We start from the raw sequence: 24,419 nt of genomic DNA, 5'->3' as shown, positions 1-24,419 counted from the left end.
TGTCCCTCACGCTTCGGGTGTGTCGCAGCTACGTTCCCCCCGCCTGCTGGCGCTCGGCGTCCTCGCCGCTGCCGCCCTCGCCGCCCCCCTCGGACTGCCCGGCGCGTCCGTGGTGGCCTCCGCGAGCGCCGCCCCTGCGGGCGTCGCCGCCACCGCCGTCGCCCCAGGCGTCGACCCCGTCTCCACCCCGGCAGCGGACCCCGGCACGCCCGCCGTCGCCTCCGTCGCGGAGGAGCACGGCGCGTTCAAGCCCGAGACCGCGGCCGCGACGATCGGCGCGAAGACGGTGACCGGCCCGCGCAACGTCCCGTGCACGACGCCCGGCACGAGCGGCAACCGCGTGCAGGCGATCTACGCCCACTACGGGTCCTCGGCCAACCGCATCGGCTCCCTGCGGCCCTACATCGTCGACGCCCTGCTGCGCGCGAACAACATCGTGTACTACTCGGCCAAGCAGACGGGCGGCTACCGCCAGCTGCGGCTGGCCACGGGGTCGGACTGCAAGCCGTCCGTGGCGGTCGTGAACCTCCCGGCGTCCGCCGCCTCAAGCTTCTCGAGCACCGTCTCCGCCCTGAGCGCCAGGGGCTACACCAGCACCGCGCGCAAGTACGTCGTCTTCGCCGACGCCAGGGCCATCTGTGGGCTGGGCCAGACCTACAACGACGACCAGGCCGGGCGCAAGAACCGCAACAACCGGGGTCCGCAGTTCGCCCGGGTCGACCTGGGCTGCTGGTCGGGCAATGCCGTCGCGCACGAGATCTTCCACACTCTCGGAGCGGTGCAGAAGAGCGCCCCTCACAGCAACACCTCCCTGCACTGCACCGACGAGCGCGACGTCATGTGCTACTTCGGGGCCGGCGGGTCGAGGGTGTCCACCTGGTCGAGCTGCGCCACCACGCTGCTCGACGAGCGGCTGGACTGCAACAAGAACGACTTCTTCAACACCAGCCCCAGGACCGGCAGCTACCTCGCGACACGGTGGAACACCGCGCGGAGCGCCTTCCTGTGGGGTGGCGGAGCCGGCTACTACCCCTGACGGTGCGGCCGTGACCCGGCGGGGTGACGGGGCGAGCTCAGCGGGTCAGGCCGTCCCCCGTCGGCACGGCCGGGCCGCGGACGACCGCGCGCCGAGCCTGGGCCGCCGCCCAGCGCGCCACCGCCTCGAGCGGGCCACGACGGCCGGCCAGGGTGAAGGCGGCCCCGACGGCCAGGGCCAGCAGGGCGTGCCGGGTGTAGTTGGCGGGCGTCGGCTCGGGCCAGCGGCCCGGCGTGAGCAGCACGACGTGCAGGCTGTAGAGCGTCAGGGTCATCGCGCCGGCGCCGAAGAGGGTGGCCCAGGCGGCGCCCGTCCAGCGGGTGGCCTGCACCGCCCGGGAGAGCAGCAGGGCGGCACCGATCACCGCGGCTGCGGTACCGGCCGTGTGGGCCAGGTCGAGCGGGGTGGCCGAGTGCGGTGCCGCCACTGCCAGCCACCACCACGTGTCGGTGGGGGTCGTGCCGCCCATGCCGAGAGCGATGCGGTGGGCCACCTCGTCCCAGGAGGCTGCGCCGGGCGAGCTCGTGACCATGGCCTGCTGCGCTGTTGACAGCGAGGTCAGGGCCCAGGACAGCCCCCAGGCGGCCAGGGCAGTGCCGCAGCCGCCCGCGAGGATGCGGGTCGCCACGGCGTTGCTGCGCAGGTCGAGGCGGCCGATCGCCATTCCCGCCAGCAGGTAGGTCAACCATGGGATGGCCGGGTAGTAGCCGGTGAGCAGGAGGTCGACGAGGGTCGCACCGAGCGCATCGACGCTGGCCGTGGTCGGCACCGTGGCCGGCTGTGGCCCCCACGCCTGACGGACCACGTGCGAGGCGACCGGGGCGGCCAGGCACCACCAGCCGGCCAGGGCCAGCAGGGTGCCCGCCGACTGCCCCAGGAACGGCAGGCCGAGGAGGAAGAGGACGGCGTAGTAGACGAGGATGACGGCGACCCGGGTGTCGAGCTGGCCCAGCCACAGCCCCACCAGGGCGATGACCAGGGCCCGGGCCGCCAGCCCCGCGGCATCACCCAGCCGCCGCGTCCCCGTGTGAGGGCGCTGCCGCCCGGTCATCAGGGACAGCGAGACCCCGGCCAGGACGGCGAACAGCGCCGAGGACCGGCCCCCGGCCACGGCCTGGGGCCACGCGAGGCGGCCAGAGGCGTCGACCGGGTTGAGGATGTGGGTGGCCATCATCCCGAGCAGGGCCACGCACCGGGCCACGTCGATGCCGACCAGGCGCGAGGCGAGACGGGCGTCCCGGCGGCCCGGTCCACTGCGTCCCTGCTCCGACCGGGGGGTCGACACCGGGTCAGCCCCAGCCGGCCGCGCGCAGCAGGGCTGCCGTCACCGCGGCGAGGGTCACGACGAGCAGGAAGGGGGCCCGCAGGGCCAGCGCCGCCATCGCCACCAGGACGGCGGCGAGACGGGCGTCGACCACGAGGCCGCCTCCCTCGCCGGTGAGGGTCTGCACCGCCACCAGGGCCGACAGCAGCGCGATCGGCAGCGCCGAGGTGACCCGGCTGGTCCGCGGTCCCTCGAGCCAACCGGCCGGCACCACGTAGCCGAGGAACTTCAGGGCGAAGGCCAGGGCGCTCGCGGTGAGGACCGCCGTCCACATGGTCACGGCTGCTCCCTCCTCGCGTGTGGCCCCTCGGGCGAGGAGGGAGGGGGGCCGGACCCGGGTACGTGCTCAGCGGAGGGCGGCGCGCTCTCGTCGGACCAGTGGTGGGGCGGTGCGGGGTCGCGGTGCGCCGTCGGCCACACGGCCCCGACCAGTGCCGTGAGCGCAGCGACCAGCACGGGCACGCCGGCGGGGGCGTGCGGGGCCAAGAGCACGGCCACCAGGGCGGCCAGGGCCGCGATCGCGAAGGCGTCCCTCGACTTCAGCCGCGGCCACAGCAGGCCGCAGAAGGCCGCCGCGGCCGCCGCGTCGAGCCCGTAGGTCTTCGGGTCGCCGATGGCGTCGCCGACGAGGGCGCCCACCAGGGTCATGAGGTTCCACAGGACGAGGACCGCGATGCCCGTGGCCCAGAAGCCCAGCCGAGCCGCCCGCTCCTCGGGCTGGGCCACCCCGACCGCGGTGGACTCGTCGATCGTCAGGTGCGCGGCGGCAGCGCGCCGCAGGCCGCGGACGTCGAGCATCCTGGCCACCTGCAGCCCGTACAGGCCGTTCCTGGCGCCGAGCAGGGTCGAGGTGGCGATCGCCGCGGGTGCGCCGGCGAGCCCTCCGGCGACCAGGCCGACGAAGGCGAACTGGGAGCCGCCGGAGAACAACAGGAGGGACAGCGCCTGGGTCTGCAGGATGTCGAGCCCGGCCGCGGTCGACAGGGCGCCGAAGCTGATGCCGTAGGCGCCGGTGGCGATGCCGACCGAAAGCGCCTGGCGCTGCACGGCGCGCCGCCGAGCAGGGTCGAGGGTCGTCACGGTCCCGTTGCGCCGATGGCCGCCACCAGCCTCACCTCGCGGGCCGTCCGGCCGTCGGGGGAGACCACGCGGTCGCGGAAGGCGCCGTCCGGGGACAGCCCGGCCCGGGCGAAGAAGGCCCTGGTGTCCTCGTCGGTGGCGAGCAGCCAGGTGTGCAGCGACTCGGCGCCGGCACCGCGCAACGTGTCGACGGCGGCGTTGAGCAGGCGCGACCCGTGCCCGGCCCGGCGGGCCTGCGGGTGGACCCCGATGGCGGTGAGCTCACCGGTGAGCGGCGACGCGTCGGGGTCCTGGCTCGGGCCGATCGCCGCGAACCCGACCACCTGCTCGCCCGCACAGGCAGCCAGCAACCGGTGGACGCCCTCCGGCGGGTTTGCCAGCGAGGTGCGCCACGCCTTGGCGAAGGCGGCGGGCTCGAAGGTGGCGAGGACGTCGGCCGGCACCACGTCGGCATACGCCTGCCTCCACACGGTGGCCTGCACCAGGCCGACCGCGGGGGCGTCGCTCTCCCGGGCGAGGCGCACGCTGGCGTCGGCCACCGGGCCGGTCGCGGCCTCGTGCTCGTGGGTGGGGTGCGGGTGCGCGTGCTCGTGGGCGTCCACCCAGCCATCCTCGCACCCGGCGGGCGGTGTGACACCAAAGCGGCACAATTGCAATGAGGTGTAACACCACCCCATACTGGAGGCATGTACGGCAACGACTTCGGCCCCGAGGCGGACCACGCCCTGCCGAACCCCGACGAGCCGCTCAACGCCGCCGAGTCGGGCCTGTTCGACGACCTCATCGAGGCCGACCAGCGCATCGAGCCGCGCGACGAGATGCCCGACGCCTACCGCCAGACGCTGATCCGCCAGATCGCCCAGCACGCGCACTCCGAGATCATCGGCATGCAGCCGGAGGGCAACTGGATCACCCGCGCGCCCAGCCTGCGTCGCAAGGCGATCCTCATGGCCAAGGTGCAGGACGAGGCGGGCCACGGGCTGTACCTCTACAGCGCCGCGGAGACCCTCGGGGTCGACCGGCAGGAGCTGCTCGACCGGCTGCACTCGGGGAAGCAGAAGTACTCCTCGATCTTCAACTACCCGACCCTCACGTGGGCCGACTGCGGCGCGATCGGGTGGCTCGTCGACGGTGCAGCGATCATGAACCAGGTGCCGCTGTGCCGCTGCTCCTACGGCCCCTACGCCCGGGCGATGATCCGCGTCTGCAAGGAGGAGTCGTTCCACCAGCGCCAGGGCTTCGAGATCCTCTGGACGCTCATGCGCGGCACGGACGCCCAGAAGGCGATGGCCCAGGACGCGGCGAACCGCTGGTGGTGGCCGGCCCTGATGATGTTCGGGCCGCCCGACACCGGTGAGGCGGCCAAGGCCGGCGGGCACACCGAGCAGTCGATGGCTTGGGGCATCAAGCGGTTCGCCAACGACGACCTGCGCCAGAAGTTCGTCGACATGATGGTGCCGCAGGCGGAGAAGCTCGGCATCGTGCTGCCCGACCCCGACCTGCGGTGGAACGAGGAGCGCGGCCACTACGACTTCGGCCCCATCGACTGGGACGAGTTCTGGCGCGTGCTCAAGGGCGACGGGCCGTGCAACGCCGAGCGCATCGCCCACCGCCGCGCCGCCCACGAGGACGGTGCCTGGGTGCGCGAGGCTGCCACCGCGTATGCCGCCAAGCAGGCCGGGCGCGAGCGTCAGGGGAGTGCCGCGTGAGCACGGAGAACGGTGTGGGCGACGAGAAGTCGTGGCCGCTGTGGGAGGTCTTCGTCCGCGGCAAGCGTGGCCTGTCGCACGTGCACGTCGGGTCGCTGCACGCGCCCGACGCGACGATGGCCCTGCGCAACGCCCGTGACGTCTACACCCGACGCCAGGAGGGAGTCTCGCTCTGGGTGGTCAAGGCGGCCGACATCACCGCGTCGAGCCCGGACGAGCGCGACTCCTTCTTCGACCCGGCGGCCGACAAGGTCTACCGCCACCCCACGTTCTACGACGTGCCCGAGGACGTGGAGTACCTCTGATGGGTGAGTCGCTGGTGGCCGCGAACCCTGTTGCGGCGCAGTACATCCAGGGCCTGGCCGACGACGCCCTCGTCTACGCGCAGCGGCTCGGCGAGTGGATCTCGCGCGCCCCGCAGATCGAGGAGGACATGGCGCTCGGCAACGTCGGCCTCGACCTGCTCGGGCAGGCCCGTGCCCTGCTGACCCGCGTGGGCGAGCTCGACGGCACCGGCCGGTCCGAGGACGACCTGGCCTACTTCCGCGACGAGCGGGAGTTCCGAAACGTCCACCTCGTCGAGCAGGAGCGCGACGGGTTCGGCTTCGAGATGGCCCGGCTGCTCACGTTCTCGACCTGGCAGTGCGAGCTCTACGCCGCCCTGCGCCGCTCGAGCGACCCGGTGCTCGCCGGCGTCGCCGAGAAGGCGCTCAAGGAGGTCACCTACCACCGCGACCACGCCACGCAGTGGGTGCTCCGGCTCGGCGACGGCACTGACGAGTCGCACCGGAGGATGCAGGAGGGCCTGGAGTCCGTGGCGCCGTACGTCACCGAGCTGTTCGACGACGACGAGGCCGCGCGGGCTGCTGCCGACACCGGTATCGGGGTGCTGCCGTCGACCCTCCACGAGGCCTGCACCGCCCGGATCGCCGCTGTGGTGGCGCAGGCGACGCTGGAGCTGCCCGAGACGCCGAGGTGGCGCAGCCGCGGAGGCCGCGACGGCATCCACTCGCGCCCCATGGGCTACCTCCTCGCGGAGATGCAGCACATCGCCCGGTCGCACCCCGGGGCCAGCTGGTGACCGTCGTGACCGAGGCCGAGCCGCTGCTGAGATCCGCTGTCGCCCAAGCGATCTCCGACATCCCTGACCCTGAGGTGCCCGTCGTCACGATCGATGACCTCGGGATCCTGCGCCACCTGGAGGTCGACGAGGCGGCCCATCGGGTTTCGGTGGCCATCACGCCGACCTACTCCGGTTGCCCGGCCATGGAGGCGATCGAGCACCGCATCGTGCACGAGGCGCAGCGGCACGGCTACGCCTGCTCCGTGGAGACCCGGCTGAGTCCCGCGTGGACCACGGACTGGATGTCCGAGCGCGGCCGCTCCCGGCTGCGTGAGTTCGGGATCGCACCGCCGGAGCCGGGCGTCGGCACGCGCGACGGGGGCCCCGTGGCAGTCTCGCTGCAGGTCCGGCAGGTCGCGTGCCCGCAGTGCGGCAGCACCGACACCGAGGAGCTGGCCCGCTTCGGCTCCACCGCATGCAAGGCCCTCCGGCGGTGCCTGGCGTGCCGCGAGCCCTTCGACCAGTTCAAGGAAATCTGATGGCCAAGGCGATCTGATGGCTGCTCTCGTGACCCGTCCCACGCGGCGGCGGGCCCAGTTCCACGCACTCACCGTGACCGGCGTCGAGCGGCTCACCGACGACGCGGTGGCCGTGACCTTCGCCGTCCCGGAGGAGCTGCGCGACGACTACGCCTACGCACCGGGCCAGCACCTGACCCTGCGCGCCAGCATCAACGGCGAGGACGTGCGGCAGTCGTACTCGATCTGCGTCGCACCGTCCGCCGCCAGCGCCACCGGCACGCTGCGGGTCGCCTCGGCCCGCGTGGCCGGTGGCCGGATGTCCAACTGGCTCAACGACGTCGTGCGCCCCGGTGACGTCGTCGACGTGATGACGCCACTGGGCTCGTTCACGTGCCCGACGCAGCCGGACGCCAGCCGCCACCACGTCGCCGTCGCCGCGGGCAGCGGGATCACGCCGGTGCTGTCGATCATCACCGCGGTCCTGGAGGAGGAGCCGGGCTCGCGGGTGACGCTGCTCTACGGCAACCGACGCACCTCCTCGGTCATGTTCCTCGAGGAGCTCGCCGACCTGAAGAACCGCTACCCGGAGCGGCTCCAGCTCGTGCACGTGCTCTCGCGCGAGCCGCAGGACGTCGAGCTGTTCTCCGGCAGGCTCGACCCCGACCGCGTCAGCCGCATCCTTGCGGCGCTCGCTCCCGTCGAGACGGTCGACGAGTGGTACCTCTGCGGTCCCTACGGCATGGTCACCGGCGCCCAGGAGCTGCTCGCCGAGGCCGGCGTCGACAGCCACCACGTGCACCACGAGGTCTTCCACGTCACGGAGCAGGAGTTGCCGCGCCGTGAGGTCGTCGTCGAGGAGGGCGCCCCACCGGAGGCCGTCGTCACGGTCAACCTCGACGGGCGCACCACCCGCATCGAGATGCCCAGCCGGGAGGAGACCATCCTCGACGCCACGCTGCGCTCCCGCCCCGACGCGCCGTACTCCTGCACGGGCGGCGTCTGCGGCACCTGCCGCGCGCGGCTCGTGTCGGGGGAGGTGCGGATGGACCGCAACTACGCGCTCGAGCCCGACGAGGTGGCGGCCGGCATCGTGCTCGCCTGCCAGAGCCACCCCGTCACCGACGAGGTCTCGCTCGACTACGACGCCTGACGGAGCCTCAGGCGCGCTCGTAGGTGACGATGTCGAAGCCCTCGTGGGGCTCGCGCGAGGTCTCGCGCCACTTCTCGGGCGACCACTCGGGGAACCACGTGTCACCCTCGGGGGAGTCGTGGACCTCGGTCAGCACCAGCCGCTGGGCGAACGGCAGCGCCTCGGCGTAGACCTCGCCACCCCCGACGACGTAGACCTCGTTGGCCGGGCCGGCCAGCGACAGGGCCTCCGGCAGCGAGTGCGCGGCCTCGACGCCGGCGTGGCTCCAGGCGGGCTGCCGCGTGATGACGATGGTCCGGCGCCCGGGCAGCACGCGCCCGATCGACTCGAACGTCTTGCGCCCCATGACCATCGGGTGGCCCATTGTGGTGTGCTTGAAGTGCTTGAGGTCCTCCGGCAGGTGCCAGGGCATCTCGCCGTCGCGGCCGATGACGCGGTTGCGGCCGAGGGCTGCGATGAGCGTGACGCGGGTCATGCCACGCAGTATGCCGCGTGCCGACCGTGCGCCGCCTGCGCTCAGACCGCGATGGGCGCCTTGATCGAGGGGTGGGCCCGGTAGCCGACCAGCTCGAAGTCCTCGAGGTCGAACTCGTCGATCTGCTTTCCGGGCGCGATCCTCATCTGCGGCAGCGGGAAGGGCTCGCGGGTCAGCTGCTCACGTGCCTGCTCGACGTGGTTGGAGTACAGGTGGGCGTCGCCGAGGGTGTGGATGAACTCGCCGGGCTCGAGGTCGCAGACCTGGGCCACCATCATCGTCAGCAGCGCGTAGGAGGCGATGTTGAACGGCACACCGAGGAAGATGTCGGCGGAGCGCTGGTAGAGCTGGCACGACAGCTTCGCGCGCCCTCCGTCGCGGGCCGGGGCAACGTAGAACTGGAACATCGTGTGGCACGGCGGCAGCGCCATGGAATCGACGTCGGCGACGTTCCAGGCGCTGACGATGTGCCGGCGGGAGTCGGGGTTGGTCCTGATCGACTCGATGACCTTCGCGATCTGGTCGACGTGCCCACCGTCGGGGGTGGGCCACGAGCGCCACTGGTAGCCGTAGACCGGCCCGAGGTCGCCGTTCTCGTCGGCCCACTCGTCCCAGATGGTGATGCCGCGGTCCCGGAGCCACTTCACGTTGGTGTCGCCGCGCAGGAACCAGAGCAGCTCGCCGATGATCGACTTCAGGTGCAGCTTCTTGGTGGTCAGCACCGGGAAGCCCTCGGAGAGGTCGAAGCGCATCTGGTAGCCGAACACGCTGCGGGTGCCGGTGCCCGTCCGGTCCGACTTGTCGACCCCGTGGGTCATGACGTGGTCGAGGAGGTCGAGGTATTGCCGCACGACGGCAAGGCTACGCCGCTCGGGCGGCGAGCCACGGGAGGCGGGCGCTCGAGTCCGCCCGCGGCACGGCATACCGGGGGTGGCCGCGACGCGCGATAGCCTGACCACCATGACTTCTGCGTCTCCTTTCGGCCGCGTCGTGACGGCCATGGTGAGCCCGATGCGGCCCGACGGCAGCCTGGACCTCGACGCCGCACAGCGGGTGGCGCAGCACCTGGTCGACCACGGCCACGACGGCATCGTCGTCAACGGCACCACGGGTGAGTCGCCCACGACCTCCGACAGGGAGAAGGTCGACCTGGTGCGCGCCGTGGTCGAGGCGGTGGGCGACCGGGCCCGGGTCACGGCGGGCGCGGGCACCAACGACACCGCGCACTCCCTCGAGCTCGCGCGGGCTGCGGAGGCGGCCGGGGCCCACGCGCTCCTGGTGGTGGCGCCCTACTACAACAAGCCCCCGCAGGAGGGCCTGCGCGCCCACTGCACGGCCGTCGCGGACGTGACCGAGCTGCCGGTGATGCTCTACGACATCCCCGGGCGCTCCGGCATACCGTTCACCACCGAGACCCTGCTCGAGCTGGCCCGCCACCCCCGCATCCAGGCCGTCAAGGACGCCAAGGGTGACCTGTGGGGCGCCACCAGGGTCATGGCCGAGACCGACCTGCTGTGGTTCTCCGGCGACGACGTGCTCTCGCTGGCCCACCTGGCGCAGGGCGCGACCGGCGTGGTGAGCGTCGTGGGGCACGTGGCCGGTGACGTGTATTCCGAGATGGTCGCCGCCGTGGACAAGGGAGACCTCGCGCGGGCGCGCGAGCTGCACCACCAGCTCATCCCGGTGGTCGACGCCATCATGAACATCACCCAGGGAGCCATCATGGCCAAGGCTGCGCTCAAGGAGCTCGGGGTCATCGACTCCGCCGCCGTGCGCCTTCCCCTGGTCGAAGCCACCTCCGAGCAGGCCGCCGCACTGCGTGACGGCCTCAGAACGTCAGGACTCATGTGAGCCATCCCCACCCAGAGCTTCCCGCACCCCCCGCGCTGCCCGAGGGCGGGGTCCGCATCGTCGCCCTCGGCGGCCTGGGCGAGGTCGGCCGCAACATGGCCGTCATCGAGCACGACGGGCAGCTGCTCGTCATCGACTGCGGCGTCCTCTTCCCCGAGGACCACCACCCGGGCGTCGACCTGATCCTCCCGGACTTCGAGTACATCGAGGACCGCCTCGACGACGTCCAGGCGATCGTGCTCACCCACGGCCACGAGGACCACATCGGCGCGGTGCCGTACCTGCTCAGGCTGAAGCCCGACATCCCGCTCGTCGGCTCGATGCTCACCCTCGCCCTGGTGGAGGCGAAGCTGCGCGAGCACAAGATCACCCCCTACACCCTGGGGGTGAAGGAGGGCATGCGCGAGCAGCTCGGTGTCTTCGACTGTGAGTTCGTGGCCGTCAACCACTCCATCCCCGACGCGCTCGCCGTCTTCGTCCGCACTCCTGGCGGGACGATCCTGCACACCGGCGACTTCAAGATGGACCAGCTGCCGCTCGACGGCCGGCTCACCGACCTGCGCGCCTTCGCGCGGCTCGGTGAGGAGGGCGTCGACCTGTTCATGACCGACTCCACCAACGCCGAGGTTCCCGGGTTCACCACGCCGGAGAAGGACATCGCCCCGGCCATCGACAAGGTGTTCCGGCACGCCCGCCGCCGCATCATCGTCGCCTGCTTCTCCTCCCACATCCACCGCGTGCAGCAGGTGCTCGACGCCGCCGAGAAGGCCGGGCGCAAGGTCGCCATGGTCGGCCGCTCGATGGTGCGCAACATGACCATCGCCGCCGACCTGGGCTACCTTCACGTGCCGGACGGCGTGCTGGTCGACGTCAAGCGGCTCGACGACTTCCCCGACAACCAGGTCGTGCTCATCTGCACCGGGTCTCAGGGCGAGCCCATGGCGGCCCTGTCGCGGATGGCCAACCGCGACCACCGCATCGACGTCGGCGAGGGCGACACGGTGCTCATGGCCTCCTCGCTCATCCCCGGCAACGAGAACGCCGTCTACCGGGTCATCAACGGCCTCATGCGGCTGGGTGCCGACGTGGTGCACAAGGGCAACGCCCGGGTGCACGTCTCCGGCCACGCCAGCGCCGGCGAGCTGCTCTACTGCTACAACATCGTCGAGCCCCGCAACGTCATGCCGGTGCACGGCGAGTGGCGCCACCTCGTGGCCAACGCCGAGCTGGCGGTGCAGACCGGCGTCGACCGCGACAACGTCGTGCTCGCCGAGGACGGCGTGGTAGTCGACCTCGTCGACGGGAAGGCGCGCATCGTCGGCGCCGTGCCGTGCGGCTACACCTACGTCGACGGCTCCTCGGTGGGCGAGTTCGACGAGGCGCTGCTGAAGGACCGCCGCATCCTGCGCGACGAGGGCTTCATCTCGGTCATCGTCGTCATGGACGCGGCCACCGGGAAGATCGCCGCCGGCCCGGAGATCCACGCGCGTGGTTTCGCCGAGGACGACGAGATCTTCAAGCAGGTGCGTCCCAAGATCGAGCAGGCCCTCGCCGAGGCCACCGGCAAGGGCGTGACCGACACGCAGCAGCTCGAGAAGGTCGTGCGACGCGCCGTCGGTGGCTGGGTCGGCGGCAAGATCCGCCGGCGCCCGATGATCATCCCGGTGGTCATCGAGGCCTGACCCGCGTCAGGTGGCGGTCAGGGCAGCGACGATCAGAGCAGCGACATGGCGACGCCCGCGCACGCGCAGGCGAACAGGGTGCTGACGAAGGTGCCGATGATGAACCGCTCGGCGGCGGCGGACTTCTTGCCCGCCTGCAGCTCGGGGTAGCGCGCGAGGCTCTTGACGGCCAGGACGACCGCGATGCCCTCGGGCCAGCCGGCCACGATGGAGGCGTAGATCGCGGTCCGCTCGAGCACGCCGATCCAGGCGCCGCCGCGCAGGATCTCCTGAGCGGCCTCCACCGAGTCGGCCTCGTCGGTGGGGGCGACGTGGTCACCGCGGTCGACCTGCCGGAAGACGAGGGTGGTCAGGAGGCCACCGCCGGCGAGGGCGACCACGCCCAGGACGCCGATGACCAGCACGGTGGCGAGCGTGCTGTTCACGCGTCCGCCTCGGCGAGAAGAGCCTCGGCGAGCTCGGCACCCCGGCGCCCCTCGTGGAGGGCGGCCCGCGCCAGGCGCTGGCTGACCGCCGAGGGGGAGATGTCGAGCCGGTCGGCGATGTCCCGGCCGGTCAGGCCCGTGTCGGCCATGTCGACGATCTCCCATCCCTCGGGGGTGCGGCGTCGCAGCAGCACCGTGAGCAACCACAGGGCGGACTCTGCCTGTCGCGCCCGGTCGGCCCCACCGTAGTGGCCGGCGCCGTCAGCGTGGACGACCCGGAGGTCGGTGGGGGAGGAGGTTGCCCTGTCGACGGCCTCGCGGGCAGCGAGGAAGGCGGGGCCCGAGGCGGCCCGGGTGGAGTCGGGCAGCGGCGTGTCGACCGCGCCGACCCCGAGCCCGATCCGCCAGTCGCCGAGCCGCACGAGCTCGGTGACCGCCCGCACCGCGGCACCGGGGGAGGAGAGCGCGCCCTGGATCTCGTCGCCCACCGTCCGCTCGAAGGGGAGCGCCACGCCTGAGTCCGGGCCCGGGCCCAGGGCGCCCTCGAGGGTCGCCAGGGCCTGGGGCACCCGGTCGCCGTGCCGGGTGCTGCGCTTCTGGTCAGCAGTCAGGACGAACATGCATGAAGCCTAGGGCATTAATAGCGACAAATGAAGGCTGATGACTTCATTGACGTGGATTCAGCAGTGGCGCCTGTCAGCCCGTACAACGGAACGTGCGGCGGTAGGCCTGGGGCGTGGTGCCGACCTGACGGGTGAAGTGGTGGCGCAGGATGGCGGCCGTGCCCAGTCCGGTGCGGCCGGCGACCTGCTCCACGGAGGCGTCGGTGTCCTCGAGGAGGCGCCGGGCGAGCAGTACCCGCTGGGCGGTCACCCAGGCGTGCGGTGTCGCGCCCGTCTCGGCCCGGAACCGGCGGGCGAAGGTCCGCTCCGACATCATGGCCCGCCGCGCCAGCGTCTCGACCGAGAGGTCCTCGGCGAGGTTCTCGGTGGCCCACTCGAGCACCGGCTGGAGGGAGTCGGCCTCGATCGCGGGAAGTGGCGCCTCGACGTACTGGCGCTGACCGCCGTCGCGCTGGGGGGGAACGACCATGCGGCGCGCGATCGCGGAGGCCACGGTCGCGCCCAGCTCCTTGCGCACGAGGTGGAGGGTCGCGTCGATGCCGGCGGCGGTGCCGGCCGAGGTGATGATGTTGCCGTCCTCGACGAAGAGCACGTCCAGCACCACGTCGACGGCGGGGAACTCCTCGGCCAGCTCGTTGGTGTTCATCCAGTGCGTCGTGGCGCGCCTGCCGTCGAGCAGCCCGGCCTTGGCCAGGGTGAAGGCGCCGCTGCACAGCGACATGACCCAGGCGCCCCGCTCGTCGGCAGCCCGCAGCTGCTCGACGAGCGGCGCGGGGACGGGGGCCTGTCGCGGCCGCGACGCCGGCACCACGATGAGGTCGGCCTCGGCCAGCCTGTCGAAGCCGTGCTGGGCCGTGAGGGTGAAGCCCATCTCGGTCGGGACCGGCTGCCCCGGCTGCTCGCTGCAGACCGCGAAGTCGAAGGGCGGCACGCCCTGGTCGGTGCGGTCGAGGCCGAAGACCTCGCAGGCGACGGAGAACTCGAACGGGGAGACTGTGTTGACCAGGGGCACGGCCACGTTGTGCAGCATGCCGACAGCGTGACACAGGAGATGGCGGAAAATCTATGGGAGATGGCATTTCTGCCACTCGTGGCGGTAATCAGGTTGGGCGCAAGATTTCTGCCATGGGTTTCTTCATCGTTCTCGCCATTCTCGTCACCATCGCGATCCTCGCCCCGATCTACGGGGTCGACACCAGGTTCGACCGCGACCAGCACCCGCGCTGGTCCTGACCTCTTCCGCCGCCTGGCCCAAGCGCCCCACGTGCGTGAGGTCCCAGCTCTCGCGTGAAGAGTGCTGTCCTGGCGCGAGAGGTGGGACCTCGCACCACGGTGAGGCGCCGCCAGGCACGCCCCGCGACCAGCAACCGCGCTGGTCCTGACCCGGCTGACCCTTCGGCCTGCTCCCGCCTCACCAGGGGCGGGGGAGGCTGAGGTCGCGCGGGTCGGACACCGGCGTCCAGCCCTCAGGGCCGCGCTCGTACTCGAAGGCGGGCCCCCGGGCGGCCAGCGACGCCACGGCCGACAGCAGCCGGTCCACGTGCTCGGCGGTGTTGGCCAGCCCGACGCTGGCGCGGACCGCGGTCGCCGGGCCGGCGGCATACGGGTCGTCGAGCAGGGCGTCCACCAGGAGGTGGGCGCAGAACTTGCCGTCCCGCACGCCGATCCCGTGCTCGGCGGAGAGGGCTGCCGACACGAGCGAGGAGTCCAGGCCGTCGACCGTGAACGCCACCACGGGCACCCGCTCGTGGTCGGGGCCGAAGATCGAGTAGGTCTGCACGCCGTCGACGGCGGCCAGGCCCTCGGTCAGCCGCCGGCCCAGGGCGATCTCGTGCGCCTCGACGGCCTCGCGGTGCTCGGCCAGCGTCGAGCACGCCGCCGCCAGCGCGACCGCGCCGATCACGTTGGGGGAGCCGGCCTCGTGGCGCGCCGCCCCCCGGTGCCACCTCGTGCCCCGTTCGGTGACCGAGGCGGTCGCGCCGCCGCCGGCGAGGTACGGGGCGGCTTGGTCGAGCCAGTCGCCCGGCCCCGCGAGCACGCCGGCGCCGAACGGCGCGTAGAGCTTGTGGCCGGAGAAGGCGACGTAGTCCACCCCGAGCGCCTCGAGGTCGATGGTGCGGTGCGGGGCGAGCTGCGCGGCATCGAGGGCCACCCGGGCGAAGTGCTGGCGCGCGACCTCGGCGAGCTCGCGCACGGGCCACACCTCGCCGGTGACGTTGGAGGCCCCGCACATCACCACAAGGCGGTGGCGGGCGGTGGAGCGCTCGAGCGCGCTCGACAGGAGCACGCGCGCATCGTCGAGGCTGCCGGGGACCGGCAGGCGGGTGGTGCGGCCCGCCCACGGCAGCAGCGTGGCGTGGTGCTCGGCCTCGAAGACGAAGACCTCCGTGCCCCGGGGGAGGGCGCGGGCGAGCAGGTTGAACGAGTCGGTGGTGTTGCGGGTGAAGACGACCTCGTCGCCCTCACGCGCACCGACGAAGCGCCGGACCTCCTCCCGGGCCGCCTCGTACCACCGGCTCGTCACGCGCGAGGCATACCCGTTGCCCCGGTGCACCGACGAGTAGGTGCGCAGGGCGGTGTCGACGGCCTGCTTGACCGAGACGAGAGCCGGTGTGGAGGCGGCGTGGTCGAGGTTGGCGTAGTCGACCACGGTGCGGTGCAGGGTCGGCACGCCGAGGTCGGCCGATACCACCGGGGGCACCGGGCCCGCGCCGGCGGGCTCGCCGGGCACGGGCCGCAGGTGGCGACGGTGGTGGGCCTGCCCGGTGTGGGTCTCGGGGGCTCGGTTGCGGCTGGTGCTGGCGATGGACACGGCGTGCTCCTGGGGTCCGGTGGACCCGGGGGAGTGGCCGCGGGTCCGCGCTTGCCACCTGCGGGCGCAGGCGACCCGGTCGTCACCCGGAGCACCCCACCGCGGAGGAGGGTTGCTGGCCAGCAAGCCGGGGCTGCGCGCTGGCACTCATGACCTTGGCGGGAACGGTAGCGAGCGACGTCCGCCCGGCGCCACCAGGTCGGTGGTGTTTCCCGCCATCTGAGACCCGGCCCCAAAGGACAGCGGGCGTGGCGGGGGCGAGGGGCGCGGTGGCCAGGCCTGCCTGCGTCGACGCTCCCGCCAGAGCGTCGACGCAGGCCCCGCCAGACGCACCCTCAGGGTGGCACGTCCGCGCCGACGCTGGTGCCCTGACCTGCGGAAATGGCCGAATCCCGATAGGCGGGTCCACCGTTCGGAGGATGCCGTCGCGGGCAAGAAACCGCTCGCTGTGGCGCGTGTGACGCGTGTTTCCGCAGAGGCGATCGCGTACCGTGCGGAGCATGGCGACACGTCCGTCCACCTCCGCGCGCTCTTCGACGAGTCGCAGCACGTCCACGCGCCCGGCCAACCGCAAGCCCGCCACCAAGAAGGCGGCCCCGCGCGGGCAGGCCAAGGGCGGCGGCCTGCCGCTGCCGCTGCGCGCGATCCGGGGGACGTGGATGGGCATGGCGCACGTCGCCGGCGGCGCGGTGCGCCGCGTCGGCCACAGCGCCCGTGACCTCGAGCCCGAGCACCGCCGCGACGGCTTCGGGTTCGCCCTCATCGGCCTGGCCATCGTCGTCGCCGCGCGCGAGTGGTGGGCGTTCGAGGGCGTCGTCGGTGACGTCGTCCACGCCGTCGTCGCCGGGACGTTCGGCCGGGTCGCGTATGCCGTGCCGCTCGCCCTGCTCTTCCTCGGCCTGCGCCTGCTCCGGGCGCCGGACGAGTCCACCGCCAACTCCCGGATCGGCATCGGCCTCGGGGCCCTCTCCTTCGCGGCCTCCGGCCTCGTGCACGTCGCCAAGGGCATCCCGCAGCCGCCGGACGGCGCCGACCCCATGCGTGACGCGGGCGGCATCATCGGTTTCCTCGCCTCGAGCCCCCTCGAGGCCGCGGTCAGCGTCTACGGCACGGTGCCGATCCTCCTGATGCTCGGCTTCTTCGGGCTGCTCGTGCTGACCGCGACGCCGGTCCACATGATCCCCGAGCGGCTCGCCGAGCTGCGTGACCACCTGCTGCACCGCGGCACACCCGTCGAGGAGCCCGAGGAGGAGAAGCCCAAGCGGCAGCGACGCAAGATCGGCCCCGACGCCGACGGCAACCTCGACGGCGACATGCCGTTCGAGCAGGCCGCCGTCGTCGCCCCGGACGGCAAGCGGCTGCGCCCCGGCCAGAAGCGCCCCACGACGCCTGGCGTCCTGGCCCCCAGCTCGACCAAGGAGCCCGGTGGCGCCGCCCAGAGTCCGGCGGTGGAGGTCAAGGCCGCCCTCGAGGCCCCACCCACGACGCCGCTGCCGCAGCGGGTGGAGCAGCTCGCCCTCGCCGGCGACATCACCTACACCCTGCCCGACAACGCGATCCTCGAGCCCGGGTCGCCGCACAAGACCCGCAGCGCCGCCAACGACCGCGTGGTCGAGTCGCTGACGCAGGTCCTCGAGCAGTTCGACATCGACGCGCAGGTCACCGGGTTCAGCCGCGGCCCCACCGTCACCCGCTACGAGGTCGAGCTCGGCCGGGGCACCAAGGTCGAGCGCGTCACCGCGCTGTCGAAGAACATCGCGTATGCCGTGGCCTCGGCCGACGTGCGCATCCTCAGCCCGATCCCGGGCAAGTCCGCGATCGGCATCGAGATCCCCAACGCCGACCGCGAGAAGGTCAGCCTCGGCGACGTGCTGCGCAGCCAGGCGGCCCGCGGCAACGAGCACCCGATGGTCATGGGCGTCGGCAAGGACGTCGAGGGCGGCTACGTCATCGCCAACCTCGCGAAGATGCCCCACCTGCTCGTGGCGGGCGCCACCGGCGCCGGCAAGTCGAGCTTCGTCAACTCGATGATCACCTCGATCCTCATGCGCTCGACACCGGACGAGGTGCGCATGGTGCTGGTCGACCCCAAGCGCGTCGAGCTCACGGCCTACGAGGGCATCCCGCACCTCATCACCCCGATCATCACGAACCCGAAGAAGGCCGCCGAGGCCCTGCAGTGGGTGGTGCGGGAGATGGACACCCGCTACGACGACCTCGCGATGTTCGGGTTCAAGCACGTCGACGACTTCAACAAGGCGGTCCGCGCGGGCAAGGTCAAGCCGCTGCCGGGGTCGGAGCGGCAGATCCACCCCTACCCGTACCTGCTCGTCATCGTCGACGAGCTCGCCGACCTGATGATGGTCGCGCCGCGCGACGTCGAGGAGTCGATCGTCCGCATCACGCAGCTCGCGCGCGCCGCCGGCATCCACCTGGTGCTCGCCACCCAGCGCCCCTCGGTCGACGTCGTCACCGGCCTCATCAAGGCCAACGTGCCGTCGCGGATGGCGTTCGCCACCTCCTCGCTCGCCGACAGCCGGGTCGTGCTCGACCAGCCCGGCGCCGAGAAGCTCATCGGGCAGGGTGACGCGCTCTTCCTCCCCATGGGCGCCAGCAAGCCGATGCGCGTGCAGGGCGCCTGGGTCACCGAGTCCGAGATCCACGCCGTGGTCAAGCACGTCACCGAGCAGCTCAAGCCCAACTACCGCGACGACGTCACCGTGGTCGCGGCCAAGAAGCAGATCGACGACGACATCGGCGACGACCTCGACCTGCTGCTGCAGGCCGCCGAGCTCGTGGTCACGACGCAGTTCGGCTCGACGTCGATGCTCCAGCGCAAGCTCCGGGTGGGCTTCGCCAAGGCGGGGCGGCTCATGGACCTGCTCGAGTCCCGCGGCGTGGTGGGCCCCTCGGAGGGCTCGAAGGCCCGCGACGTGCTGGTCAAGCCCGACGACCTGCCGACCACGCTGGCGCTCATGCGCGGCGAGGACGTCCCCGACCCCGACCCGGTCTTCGACGGCGACGGCGCGGGGGCGGTCACCGACGGCTCGGTCGACCGCACCGACGAGGTCGCGGTCGGCGCCTACGCGGCCCGCGACCTCGGCCCCGACCTCGACGCCTACGAGCAGGTGGACGGCGAGAGCGATGAGGACGCCTGGTCGCTCACCGAGCGCGGCTGAGCATCGGCCCCACGACCCCGGTACGCCGTGGTGGCACCAACGGTGCTCCACCGGCATACGCCGTGGAATGAGACGGCGCGGAATAGTGAGCCCACTCGGTTGCGTTGGCCACCGACGTGACTGCGCCGACCACTGAGCTGACTCCCGGACCCACCGACCCGGCGCAGCGACCCAGCCGCCGGGGCGTCCGCCGCCCGCGGCCGGTGATGCTCGAGGCGCCGCGCGGCCGCTCCTACGTGAGGTTCGTGCTGGTGCTCGGCGCCCTCATCGCGATCGGGCCGCTCACCATCGACACCTACCTCCCCGCGATGCCGTCTATCGCCGACGAGCTCGGGGCCACGGAGTCGCAGGTGCAGGGCACCCTCACCGGGATCCTGCTCGGCCTCGGCCTCGGCCAGCTGCTCGTCGGCCCGCTGGCCGACGCCGTCGGCCGCCGCAAGCCGCTCATCGCCGGCCTCGTGCTGCACATCGTCGCGTCGGTGGCCTGCGCGTTCGCCCCCACCGTCGAGCTGCTCACCGCAGCTCGTGTCGTGCAGGGGCTCGGCAACGCCGCGGTCTCGGTGGTGGCCATGGCCACGGTGCGCGACCTGTTCACCGGCTCGGCGGCAGCCACGCTGCTCTCGCGGCTGATGCTCGTCATGGGCATCGCCCCCATCGTGGCGCCGACCATCGGAGGCGCCGTCCTCGCGCACACCTCGTGGCGCGGGGTCTTCGGCCTGGTCTCCCTCGCCGGGGTGGTGCTCGTGACGGTGGCATCGCTGCTGCTGCGCGAGACCCTGCCGCCCGAGCGTCGCCGTCGTCTCGAGCCGCTGCCGGTGCTGCGCACCTACGCGTCGCTGCTGCGCGACCGCACGTTCGTCGGGCTGGTCCTGATCTCGGGCCTGATGTTCGCCACCCTCTTCTCCTACATCGGTGGCTCGTCCTTCGTGCTCCAGGAGATCTACGGCCTCAGCGTCGCGCAGTTCGGCCTCGCCTTCGGGCTCAACTCGCTGGGCTTCCTCACCGGGTCCCAGCTCAACCCCCTCCTGCTGCGCCGTCTCGGCCCGCGCGACATCGTCCGGGCGGGGGTCGGCATCGGCGCAGTCTCCGCCCTCGTGCTGCTCGCGGCCGCAGTCACCGGCGTCGGCGGGTTGCCGCTGGTCCTCGGGCCGTTGTGGTTCCTGTTGTTCGCCTGCGGCCTGACGCTGCCCAACACCCCCGCGCTGGCGCTCACCCGGCACGGCGAGGCCGCCGGCACCGCCGCGGCGCTGCTGGGCGCCTCGCAGTTCGTGATCGGTGGCGCGGCCGCACCGGTCATCGGCGCCCTGGGGTCGGGCTCAGCCGTGCCCATGGCGCTGGTCATGGCCACCACGGCCACCGGCGCAGCCGTCGTGGCTGCCCTCACCCTGCGGGTGTCGGTGCTCGAGGACTGACGCCGCGTCGAGCCGGGAGGCGGGTCACGCCCTAGGGTGTCCGCCATGTCCGACTGGATGACCACCGTGAAGGCGCATCCCTCGGGTGTGCTCCTTGCCGCCCAGCTGATCGCCGTGCTGGCGTACCCGTTCGCCGGGGAGACCCCTGTGGGGCGCGCCGTGCTCGGCGTGTTCGGGCTGTTCGTCCTCGCCGTCGCGGTCTGGGCCGTGCGGGCCACCCCGGCGCTGACCTGGATCGCCATCACCCTCGGGATCCCAGTGATGGTCCTGACTGTCGCCGAGGCGGTGTACCCGGGCAGTGAGGTGATCCGCCTGTGGTCGTCCATCCTCCACGCCCTGTTCTACGGCTACACGGCCTACGGCCTCGTGCGGTACCTCTTCGACGACACCTTCGTCACCCGCGACGAGGTGTTCGCGGTGGGCGCCAACTTCACCGTCGTGGCCTGGGGCTTCGCCTACGCCTTCATGGCGGTGCAGGTGGTCTGGCCCAACTCGTTCGTGTCGTTCCAGGGGGAGGGGTTCCAGGGCTTCCCGAACCTGCTGTTCCTGTCCTTCGCGACCCTGACGAGCGTGGGCCTCTCGGACGTCATCCCCGTGCTGCCCCACGCGAGGTCGGTCGCCATGGTCGAGCAGGTCGCGGGCGTCCTCTACGTGGCGATGATCATCTCGCGGGTGGTCAGCCTGACCGTGCTGAAGCGGCGCTAGGGGGCCGTGGGTCCGTCGAGCTGGGCGGTCGTCGCCAGGCTGGGCCCGCGCTGCTCCTGCAGCGCCCGGGCACCCGTCTCCGCGTCGCGCATCACGCGCAGGACGTTGCCGCTGGTGAGCTTGGCCAGGTCGTCGTCGGACCAGCCCCGCTCGGCGAGCGCATCGAGCAGCGCCGGGTATGCCGTGACGTCGCCCATGCCCTGCGGGAGCACCTCCACGCCGTCGTAGTCGCCGCCGACCCCGACGTGGTCGATGCCCGCCACCTCGCGGACGTGCTCGCAGTGCCGCACGACGTCCTCGAGGGCGGCCGGGGGCTCGGGGTTGCGGGCTCGGTAGTCGCTGTAGAAGGGGGAGAAGGCCGCGGCGTCGGCCTGGCTGATGCCCTGCGCCTGCGCCTCGGCGACCGCCTGCGCGTGCCAGGCCGCGGCGTCGGGGTTCACGAACTTCGGCACGAAGGTGACCATGCAGACCCCGCCGTTGTCGCGCAACGACCCGAGCACGTCGTCAGGGACGTTGCGCGGGCTGTCGCAGACCGCACGGGCCGAGGAGTGCGAGAAGAGCACCGGCACCTCGGAGACCCGCAACGCGTCGCGCATGGTGTCGGCCGAGACGTGGCTGAGGTCGACCAGCATGCCGATGCGGTTCATCTCGCGGACCACCTCGACCCCGAAGCGCGACAGCCCGCCGACCACCGGCTCGTCGGTGGCCGAGTCCGCCCACGGGACGTTGCTGTTGTGGGTGAGGGTCAGGTAGCGCACCCCGAGGACGTGCAGCATGCGCAAGGTGGCCAGGGAGCAGTTGATCGAGTGTCCGCCCTCGGCGCCGAGGAGCGAGGCGATACGGCCCGTCGCCCAGGCCGCCTCCACCTCGTCCGCGGTGCGGGCGAAGGCCAGGTCGGCGGCATACCGGGCCACCATCTGGTGGCCGGCGTCCACCTGTTCGAGCGTGGCGCTGACCGCGTCGTCGCCTGTGAGGGAGGAGGGGACGAAGACCGACCAGAACTGGGCGCCGACCCCGCCCCGGCGCAGCCGTGGCAGGTCGGTGTGGGTGGTCGGCGAGCCGGCGCCGATGTCGAGCCGGTCGAAGTCGTAGCCCGCCTGCTCGCGCGCCTCCCAGAGGAGGTCGTTGTGGCCGTCGAGCACCGGCTGGCGCTCGAGCAGCGACCGGATGCGGGCGGAGGGTGCGACGGGAGCGGCGCTCATGGATGCGACCCTATCCACCTCTAGAGTGGGCGCATGAGCTCCTCCGCCTCGCGCAGCGTCGCCCTGGTCACCCTGGGGTGCACCCGCAACGAGGTCGACTCGGAGGAGCTGGCCGGCCGCCTCGCGGCCGAGGGCTGGCGGCTGGTCGACGATGCGGCCGAGGCCGACGTCGCGGTGGTCAACACCTGTGGCTTCGTCGAGCAGGCCAAGAAGGACTCGATCGACGTGCTGCTCGAGGCGTCCGCGGGCAAGGACGACGGCCGCACCCAGGCCGTCGTCGCGGTCGGATGCCTCGCCGAGCGCTACGGCGAGCAGCTGGCGGCCGAGCTGCCGGAGGCCGACGCGGTGCTGGGGTTCGACACCTACGCCGACATGTCCAGCCACCTCAAGGCGATCCTCGCCGGGGAGCGGCCGGCCTCGCACACGCCCTCGGACCGGCGCCGGCTGCTGCCGCTCTCACCGGTGCAGCGCCAGGGTGGGACGAGTGGCGTGGCCCTGCCCGGCCACGGCGACCCGACCTCGCCGGAGCAGGCGCCGGCGACGCTGGAGCCGGCCGACGTCACCGTGGAGGGACCGGCACCCGCCTCCGGTCCGCGCGTCATCCGGGCCCGGCTCGACGGCAGGCCCTGGGCGCCGCTGAAGATCGCCAGCGGATGCGACCGACGATGCGCCTTCTGTGCCATCCCGATGTTCCGGGGTGCCTTCGTCTCGCGCCGGCCCACCGACATCCTCGCCGAGGCGCGGTGGTTGGCCGAGCGAGGGGTCAGGGAGGTCTTCCTCGTCAGCGAGAACTCCACCTCCTACGGCAAGGACCTCGGCGACCTCGCCCTGCTCGAGAAGCTGCTGCCGGAGCTGTCGGCCGTCGAGGGAATCGAGCGGGTCCGGGTGTCCTACCTCCAGCCCGCCGAGATCCGTCCCGGCCTGCTCGACGCCATGGCGGCCACCCCGGGCGTCGTGCCGTACTTCGACATCTCCTTCCAGCACGCCTCCGCTCCTCTGCTGCGCCGGATGCGGCGCTTCGGCGGCCGCGAGGCGTTCCTCGGGCTCCTCGACGACGTGCGGGCCCGGCTGCCCCGGGCCGGGATCCGCAGCAACGTCATCGTCGGGTTCCCCGGCGAGACCGACGAGGACCTCGCCGAGCTCGAGGCGTTCCTCGTCGCTGCCCGGCTCGACGTCGTCGGGGTATTCGGCTACTCCGACGAGGACGGCACCGAGGCCGAGGGCTACGGCCACAAGCTGCCGGAACACGTCGTGGCCGAGCGGGTCGCCCGCTTCTCCGCGCTCATCGAGGAGCTGAACGCGCAGCGGGCCGAGGAGCGAATCGGCGAGCTCGTCGAGGTGCTCGTCGAGGAGGTGGACGACGAGGACGGCCGGGTGGTCGGCCGCGCCCTCCACCAGGGCCCGGACGTCGACGGCGTCACGGTCCTCGAGGCCGCAGCCTGCCCGGGTGTCGGTGTCGGCGACACGGTCACGGCCACCGTGGTGGGCACCGAGGGGATCGACCTGCTCGCGGAGCCTGCATGAGCGAGCACGACCACCTCCTCGACCCCACGCCGAAGCCACCGCCGAGCCCGTGGAACATCGCCAACGCCCTGACGATGCTGCGGATCCTCATGGTCCCCGTCTACGGCTGGCTGCTGCTCTCCGACGGCGGGGACAACCCCACCCTCCGGTTCTGGGCGGCCGGGGTGTTCCTGCTCGCGATCGCGACCGACCGCGTCGACGGTGACATCGCCCGCAGTCGGGGCCTGATCACCGACTTCGGCAAGGTGGCAGACCCCATCGCCGACAAGGCGCTCATGGGGATGGCCTTCGTCGGGCTCTCGATCCTCGATGAGCTCTGGTGGTGGGTGACCGTCCTCGTGCTCGTTCGCGAGTGGGGCGTGACCCTCATGCGCTTCTTCGTCATCCGGCACGGCGTCATGCCGGCCGGGCGGGGCGGCAAGCTCAAGACCGTCCTCCAGAGCGTCACCCTGACCCTGTTCACCCTGCCCCTGTGGACGTTCCCGCTCTCCGAGGCCTGGACTGCGGTGGCGTGGCTGACCATGGCGCTGGCCGTCGGGGTGACCCTGGTGACCGGGATCGACTACGTCGTGAAGGCACGCCGGCTGCGCCGCACCAGCGAGCGCACCCTGCTCAAGCGCGCCCGTGCGGCCAAGCGCGGGTGACC

The 24,419-nt window shown here is 72.3% G+C and carries 24 protein-coding genes and 1 riboswitch; of the genes, 13 read left to right on the top strand and 11 right to left on the bottom strand.

The window, feature by feature from the left end; genetic code table 11:
• Window positions 1-19 precede the first annotated feature (19 nt).
• Window positions 20-1,036: a hypothetical protein gene (locus tag P2F65_RS14170; RefSeq protein ID WP_275808939.1), complete on the top strand. Its 1,017-nt coding sequence runs from the start codon at window positions 20-22 to the stop codon at window positions 1,034-1,036.
• Between the two features lie 37 nt (window positions 1,037-1,073).
• Here the strand turns inward: P2F65_RS14170 and P2F65_RS14165 are convergent, their stop codons facing one another.
• From P2F65_RS14165 to P2F65_RS14150, 4 genes are read right to left on the bottom strand one after another with little or no spacing between them, the layout of a single operon-like run.
• On the bottom strand, window positions 1,074-2,321 hold the full coding sequence (locus tag P2F65_RS14165; protein WP_275808936.1) for a heparan-alpha-glucosaminide N-acetyltransferase domain-containing protein: 1,248 nt from the start codon (window positions 2,319-2,321) through the stop codon (window positions 1,074-1,076).
• 4 nt (window positions 2,322-2,325) lie between these two features.
• Window positions 2,326-2,640: an AzlD domain-containing protein gene (locus P2F65_RS14160; RefSeq protein ID WP_275808933.1), complete on the bottom strand. Its 315-nt coding sequence runs from the start codon at window positions 2,638-2,640 to the stop codon at window positions 2,326-2,328.
• Window positions 2,637-3,440, bottom strand: a complete 804-nt coding sequence (locus P2F65_RS14155) for an AzlC family ABC transporter permease (protein ID WP_275808930.1) — start codon at window positions 3,438-3,440, stop codon at window positions 2,637-2,639. The genes P2F65_RS14160 and P2F65_RS14155 overlap by 4 nt, the downstream gene beginning before the upstream one ends.
• On the bottom strand, window positions 3,437-4,042 hold the full coding sequence (locus P2F65_RS14150) for a GNAT family N-acetyltransferase (protein WP_275808928.1): 606 nt from the start codon (window positions 4,040-4,042) through the stop codon (window positions 3,437-3,439). Before P2F65_RS14150 ends, P2F65_RS14155 begins: the two co-directional genes overlap by 4 nt.
• A gap of 84 nt (window positions 4,043-4,126) precedes the next feature.
• Here P2F65_RS14150 and paaA point away from each other — a divergent pair, with 84 nt between their 5' ends.
• The 5 genes from paaA to paaE are packed head-to-tail and all read left to right on the top strand — an operon-like array spanning window position 4,127 to window position 7,883.
• On the top strand, window positions 4,127-5,149 hold the full coding sequence (paaA, locus tag P2F65_RS14145) for a 1,2-phenylacetyl-CoA epoxidase subunit PaaA (RefSeq protein ID WP_275808925.1): 1,023 nt from the start codon (window positions 4,127-4,129) through the stop codon (window positions 5,147-5,149).
• The gene (gene paaB, locus P2F65_RS14140) at window positions 5,146-5,454 is read left to right on the top strand and encodes a 1,2-phenylacetyl-CoA epoxidase subunit PaaB (protein ID WP_275808922.1); all 309 of its coding nucleotides are present in this window, start codon (window positions 5,146-5,148) and stop codon (window positions 5,452-5,454) included. The genes paaA and paaB overlap by 4 nt, the downstream gene beginning before the upstream one ends.
• On the top strand, window positions 5,454-6,230 hold the full coding sequence (gene paaC / locus P2F65_RS14135; RefSeq protein WP_275808919.1) for a 1,2-phenylacetyl-CoA epoxidase subunit PaaC: 777 nt from the start codon (window positions 5,454-5,456) through the stop codon (window positions 6,228-6,230). Before paaB ends, paaC begins: the two co-directional genes overlap by 1 nt.
• A complete protein-coding gene (gene paaD / locus P2F65_RS14130; RefSeq protein ID WP_345803702.1) occupies window positions 6,227-6,751 on the top strand; it encodes a 1,2-phenylacetyl-CoA epoxidase subunit PaaD in 525 nt (174 codons plus the stop codon). The genes paaC and paaD overlap by 4 nt, the downstream gene beginning before the upstream one ends.
• A gap of 16 nt (window positions 6,752-6,767) precedes the next feature.
• A complete protein-coding gene (gene paaE / locus P2F65_RS14125; protein WP_275808916.1) occupies window positions 6,768-7,883 on the top strand; it encodes a 1,2-phenylacetyl-CoA epoxidase subunit PaaE in 1,116 nt (371 codons plus the stop codon).
• Window positions 7,884-7,890: 7 nt separating this feature from the next.
• On the opposite strand, the gene P2F65_RS14120 is transcribed toward paaE, so the two are convergent.
• On the bottom strand, window positions 7,891-8,358 hold the full coding sequence (locus P2F65_RS14120) for a dihydrofolate reductase (protein WP_275808913.1): 468 nt from the start codon (window positions 8,356-8,358) through the stop codon (window positions 7,891-7,893).
• A 41-nt stretch (window positions 8,359-8,399) separates the two neighbouring features.
• Window positions 8,400-9,209, bottom strand: a complete 810-nt coding sequence (locus tag P2F65_RS14115; protein ID WP_275808910.1) for a thymidylate synthase — start codon at window positions 9,207-9,209, stop codon at window positions 8,400-8,402.
• Between the two features lie 109 nt (window positions 9,210-9,318).
• Here P2F65_RS14115 and dapA point away from each other — a divergent pair, with 109 nt between their 5' ends.
• Window positions 9,319-10,209 (top strand): 4-hydroxy-tetrahydrodipicolinate synthase, encoded by an 891-nt coding sequence (dapA, locus tag P2F65_RS14110; protein WP_275808907.1) that lies wholly within the window; start codon window positions 9,319-9,321, stop codon window positions 10,207-10,209.
• Window positions 10,206-11,891 (top strand): ribonuclease J, encoded by a 1,686-nt coding sequence (locus P2F65_RS14105; protein ID WP_275808903.1) that lies wholly within the window; start codon window positions 10,206-10,208, stop codon window positions 11,889-11,891. Before dapA ends, P2F65_RS14105 begins: the two co-directional genes overlap by 4 nt.
• A 32-nt stretch (window positions 11,892-11,923) precedes the next feature.
• Here the strand turns inward: P2F65_RS14105 and P2F65_RS14100 are convergent, their stop codons facing one another.
• From P2F65_RS14100 to P2F65_RS14085, 4 genes are all read right to left on the bottom strand, one after another.
• Entirely contained in the window at window positions 11,924-12,316 is a 393-nt protein-coding gene (locus P2F65_RS14100; protein WP_275808901.1) for a hypothetical protein, read from the bottom strand.
• Entirely contained in the window at window positions 12,313-12,936 is a 624-nt protein-coding gene (locus tag P2F65_RS14095; RefSeq protein ID WP_275808898.1) for a hypothetical protein, read from the bottom strand. Before P2F65_RS14095 ends, P2F65_RS14100 begins: the two co-directional genes overlap by 4 nt.
• Window positions 12,937-13,012: 76 nt before the next feature.
• Entirely contained in the window at window positions 13,013-13,969 is a 957-nt protein-coding gene (locus tag P2F65_RS14090; RefSeq protein ID WP_275808895.1) for a helix-turn-helix domain-containing protein, read from the bottom strand.
• Between the two features lie 381 nt (window positions 13,970-14,350).
• On the bottom strand, window positions 14,351-15,751 hold the full coding sequence (locus tag P2F65_RS14085) for an aminotransferase class V-fold PLP-dependent enzyme (protein WP_275808892.1): 1,401 nt from the start codon (window positions 15,749-15,751) through the stop codon (window positions 14,351-14,353).
• A 42-nt stretch (window positions 15,752-15,793) separates the two neighbouring features.
• Window positions 15,794-15,906: riboswitch (SAM riboswitch) on the bottom strand.
• 345 nt (window positions 15,907-16,251) lie between these two features.
• Here P2F65_RS14085 and P2F65_RS14080 point away from each other — a divergent pair.
• The 3 genes from P2F65_RS14080 (at window position 16,252) to P2F65_RS14070 (ending at window position 21,047) form a co-directional block, all read left to right on the top strand.
• A complete protein-coding gene (locus P2F65_RS14080; RefSeq protein ID WP_275808889.1) occupies window positions 16,252-18,930 on the top strand; it encodes a DNA translocase FtsK in 2,679 nt (892 codons plus the stop codon).
• A 116-nt stretch (window positions 18,931-19,046) separates the two neighbouring features.
• The gene (locus tag P2F65_RS14075; protein ID WP_275808887.1) at window positions 19,047-20,342 is read left to right on the top strand and encodes a multidrug effflux MFS transporter; all 1,296 of its coding nucleotides are present in this window, start codon (window positions 19,047-19,049) and stop codon (window positions 20,340-20,342) included.
• 45 nt (window positions 20,343-20,387) lie between these two features.
• On the top strand, window positions 20,388-21,047 hold the full coding sequence (locus P2F65_RS14070) for an ion channel (protein WP_275808884.1): 660 nt from the start codon (window positions 20,388-20,390) through the stop codon (window positions 21,045-21,047).
• On the opposite strand, the gene P2F65_RS14065 is transcribed toward P2F65_RS14070, so the two are convergent.
• Window positions 21,044-22,249, bottom strand: coding sequence for a dipeptidase (locus tag P2F65_RS14065; RefSeq protein ID WP_275808881.1), 1,206 nt, complete (start codon window positions 22,247-22,249; stop codon window positions 21,044-21,046). The two genes, P2F65_RS14070 and P2F65_RS14065, sit on opposite strands and share 4 nt — an antisense overlap.
• Before the next feature lie 33 nt (window positions 22,250-22,282).
• On the opposite strand from P2F65_RS14065, the gene rimO reads away from it, so the two are divergent.
• Both rimO and P2F65_RS14055 read left to right on the top strand, forming a co-directional pair.
• Window positions 22,283-23,773, top strand: coding sequence for a 30S ribosomal protein S12 methylthiotransferase RimO (rimO, locus tag P2F65_RS14060; RefSeq protein WP_275808879.1), 1,491 nt, complete (start codon window positions 22,283-22,285; stop codon window positions 23,771-23,773).
• Window positions 23,770-24,417, top strand: a complete 648-nt coding sequence (locus P2F65_RS14055) for a CDP-alcohol phosphatidyltransferase family protein (RefSeq protein ID WP_275808875.1) — start codon at window positions 23,770-23,772, stop codon at window positions 24,415-24,417. Before rimO ends, P2F65_RS14055 begins: the two co-directional genes overlap by 4 nt.
• Window positions 24,418-24,419 lie beyond the last annotated feature (2 nt).

It is taken from the genome of Knoellia sp. p5-6-4 (assembly GCF_029222705.1).
Classification (GTDB): Bacteria; Actinomycetota; Actinomycetes; order Actinomycetales; family Dermatophilaceae; genus Pedococcus_A.
Note: the sequence above shows the minus strand (reverse complement) of the source record. Positions and strands in the feature narration are given on the sequence as shown.

Coding starts and splice junctions, on each gene's coding strand:
- paaA (WP_275808925.1), top strand. CDS start 4,127: ATGTACGGCAACGACTTCGGCCCCGAGGCGGACCACGCCCTGCCGAAC.
- paaC (WP_275808919.1), top strand. CDS start 5,454: ATGGGTGAGTCGCTGGTGGCCGCGAACCCTGTTGCGGCGCAGTACATC.
- paaE (WP_275808916.1), top strand. CDS start 6,768: ATGGCTGCTCTCGTGACCCGTCCCACGCGGCGGCGGGCCCAGTTCCAC.
- P2F65_RS14120 (WP_275808913.1), bottom strand. CDS start 8,358: ATGACCCGCGTCACGCTCATCGCAGCCCTCGGCCGCAACCGCGTCATC.
- dapA (WP_275808907.1), top strand. CDS start 9,319: ATGACTTCTGCGTCTCCTTTCGGCCGCGTCGTGACGGCCATGGTGAGC.
- P2F65_RS14095 (WP_275808898.1), bottom strand. CDS start 12,936: ATGTTCGTCCTGACTGCTGACCAGAAGCGCAGCACCCGGCACGGCGAC.
- P2F65_RS14090 (WP_275808895.1), bottom strand. CDS start 13,969: ATGCTGCACAACGTGGCCGTGCCCCTGGTCAACACAGTCTCCCCGTTC.
- P2F65_RS14080 (WP_275808889.1), top strand. CDS start 16,252: ATGGCGACACGTCCGTCCACCTCCGCGCGCTCTTCGACGAGTCGCAGC.
- P2F65_RS14070 (WP_275808884.1), top strand. CDS start 20,388: ATGTCCGACTGGATGACCACCGTGAAGGCGCATCCCTCGGGTGTGCTC.
- P2F65_RS14065 (WP_275808881.1), bottom strand. CDS start 22,249: ATGAGCGCCGCTCCCGTCGCACCCTCCGCCCGCATCCGGTCGCTGCTC.
- rimO (WP_275808879.1), top strand. CDS start 22,283: ATGAGCTCCTCCGCCTCGCGCAGCGTCGCCCTGGTCACCCTGGGGTGC.
- P2F65_RS14055 (WP_275808875.1), top strand. CDS start 23,770: ATGAGCGAGCACGACCACCTCCTCGACCCCACGCCGAAGCCACCGCCG.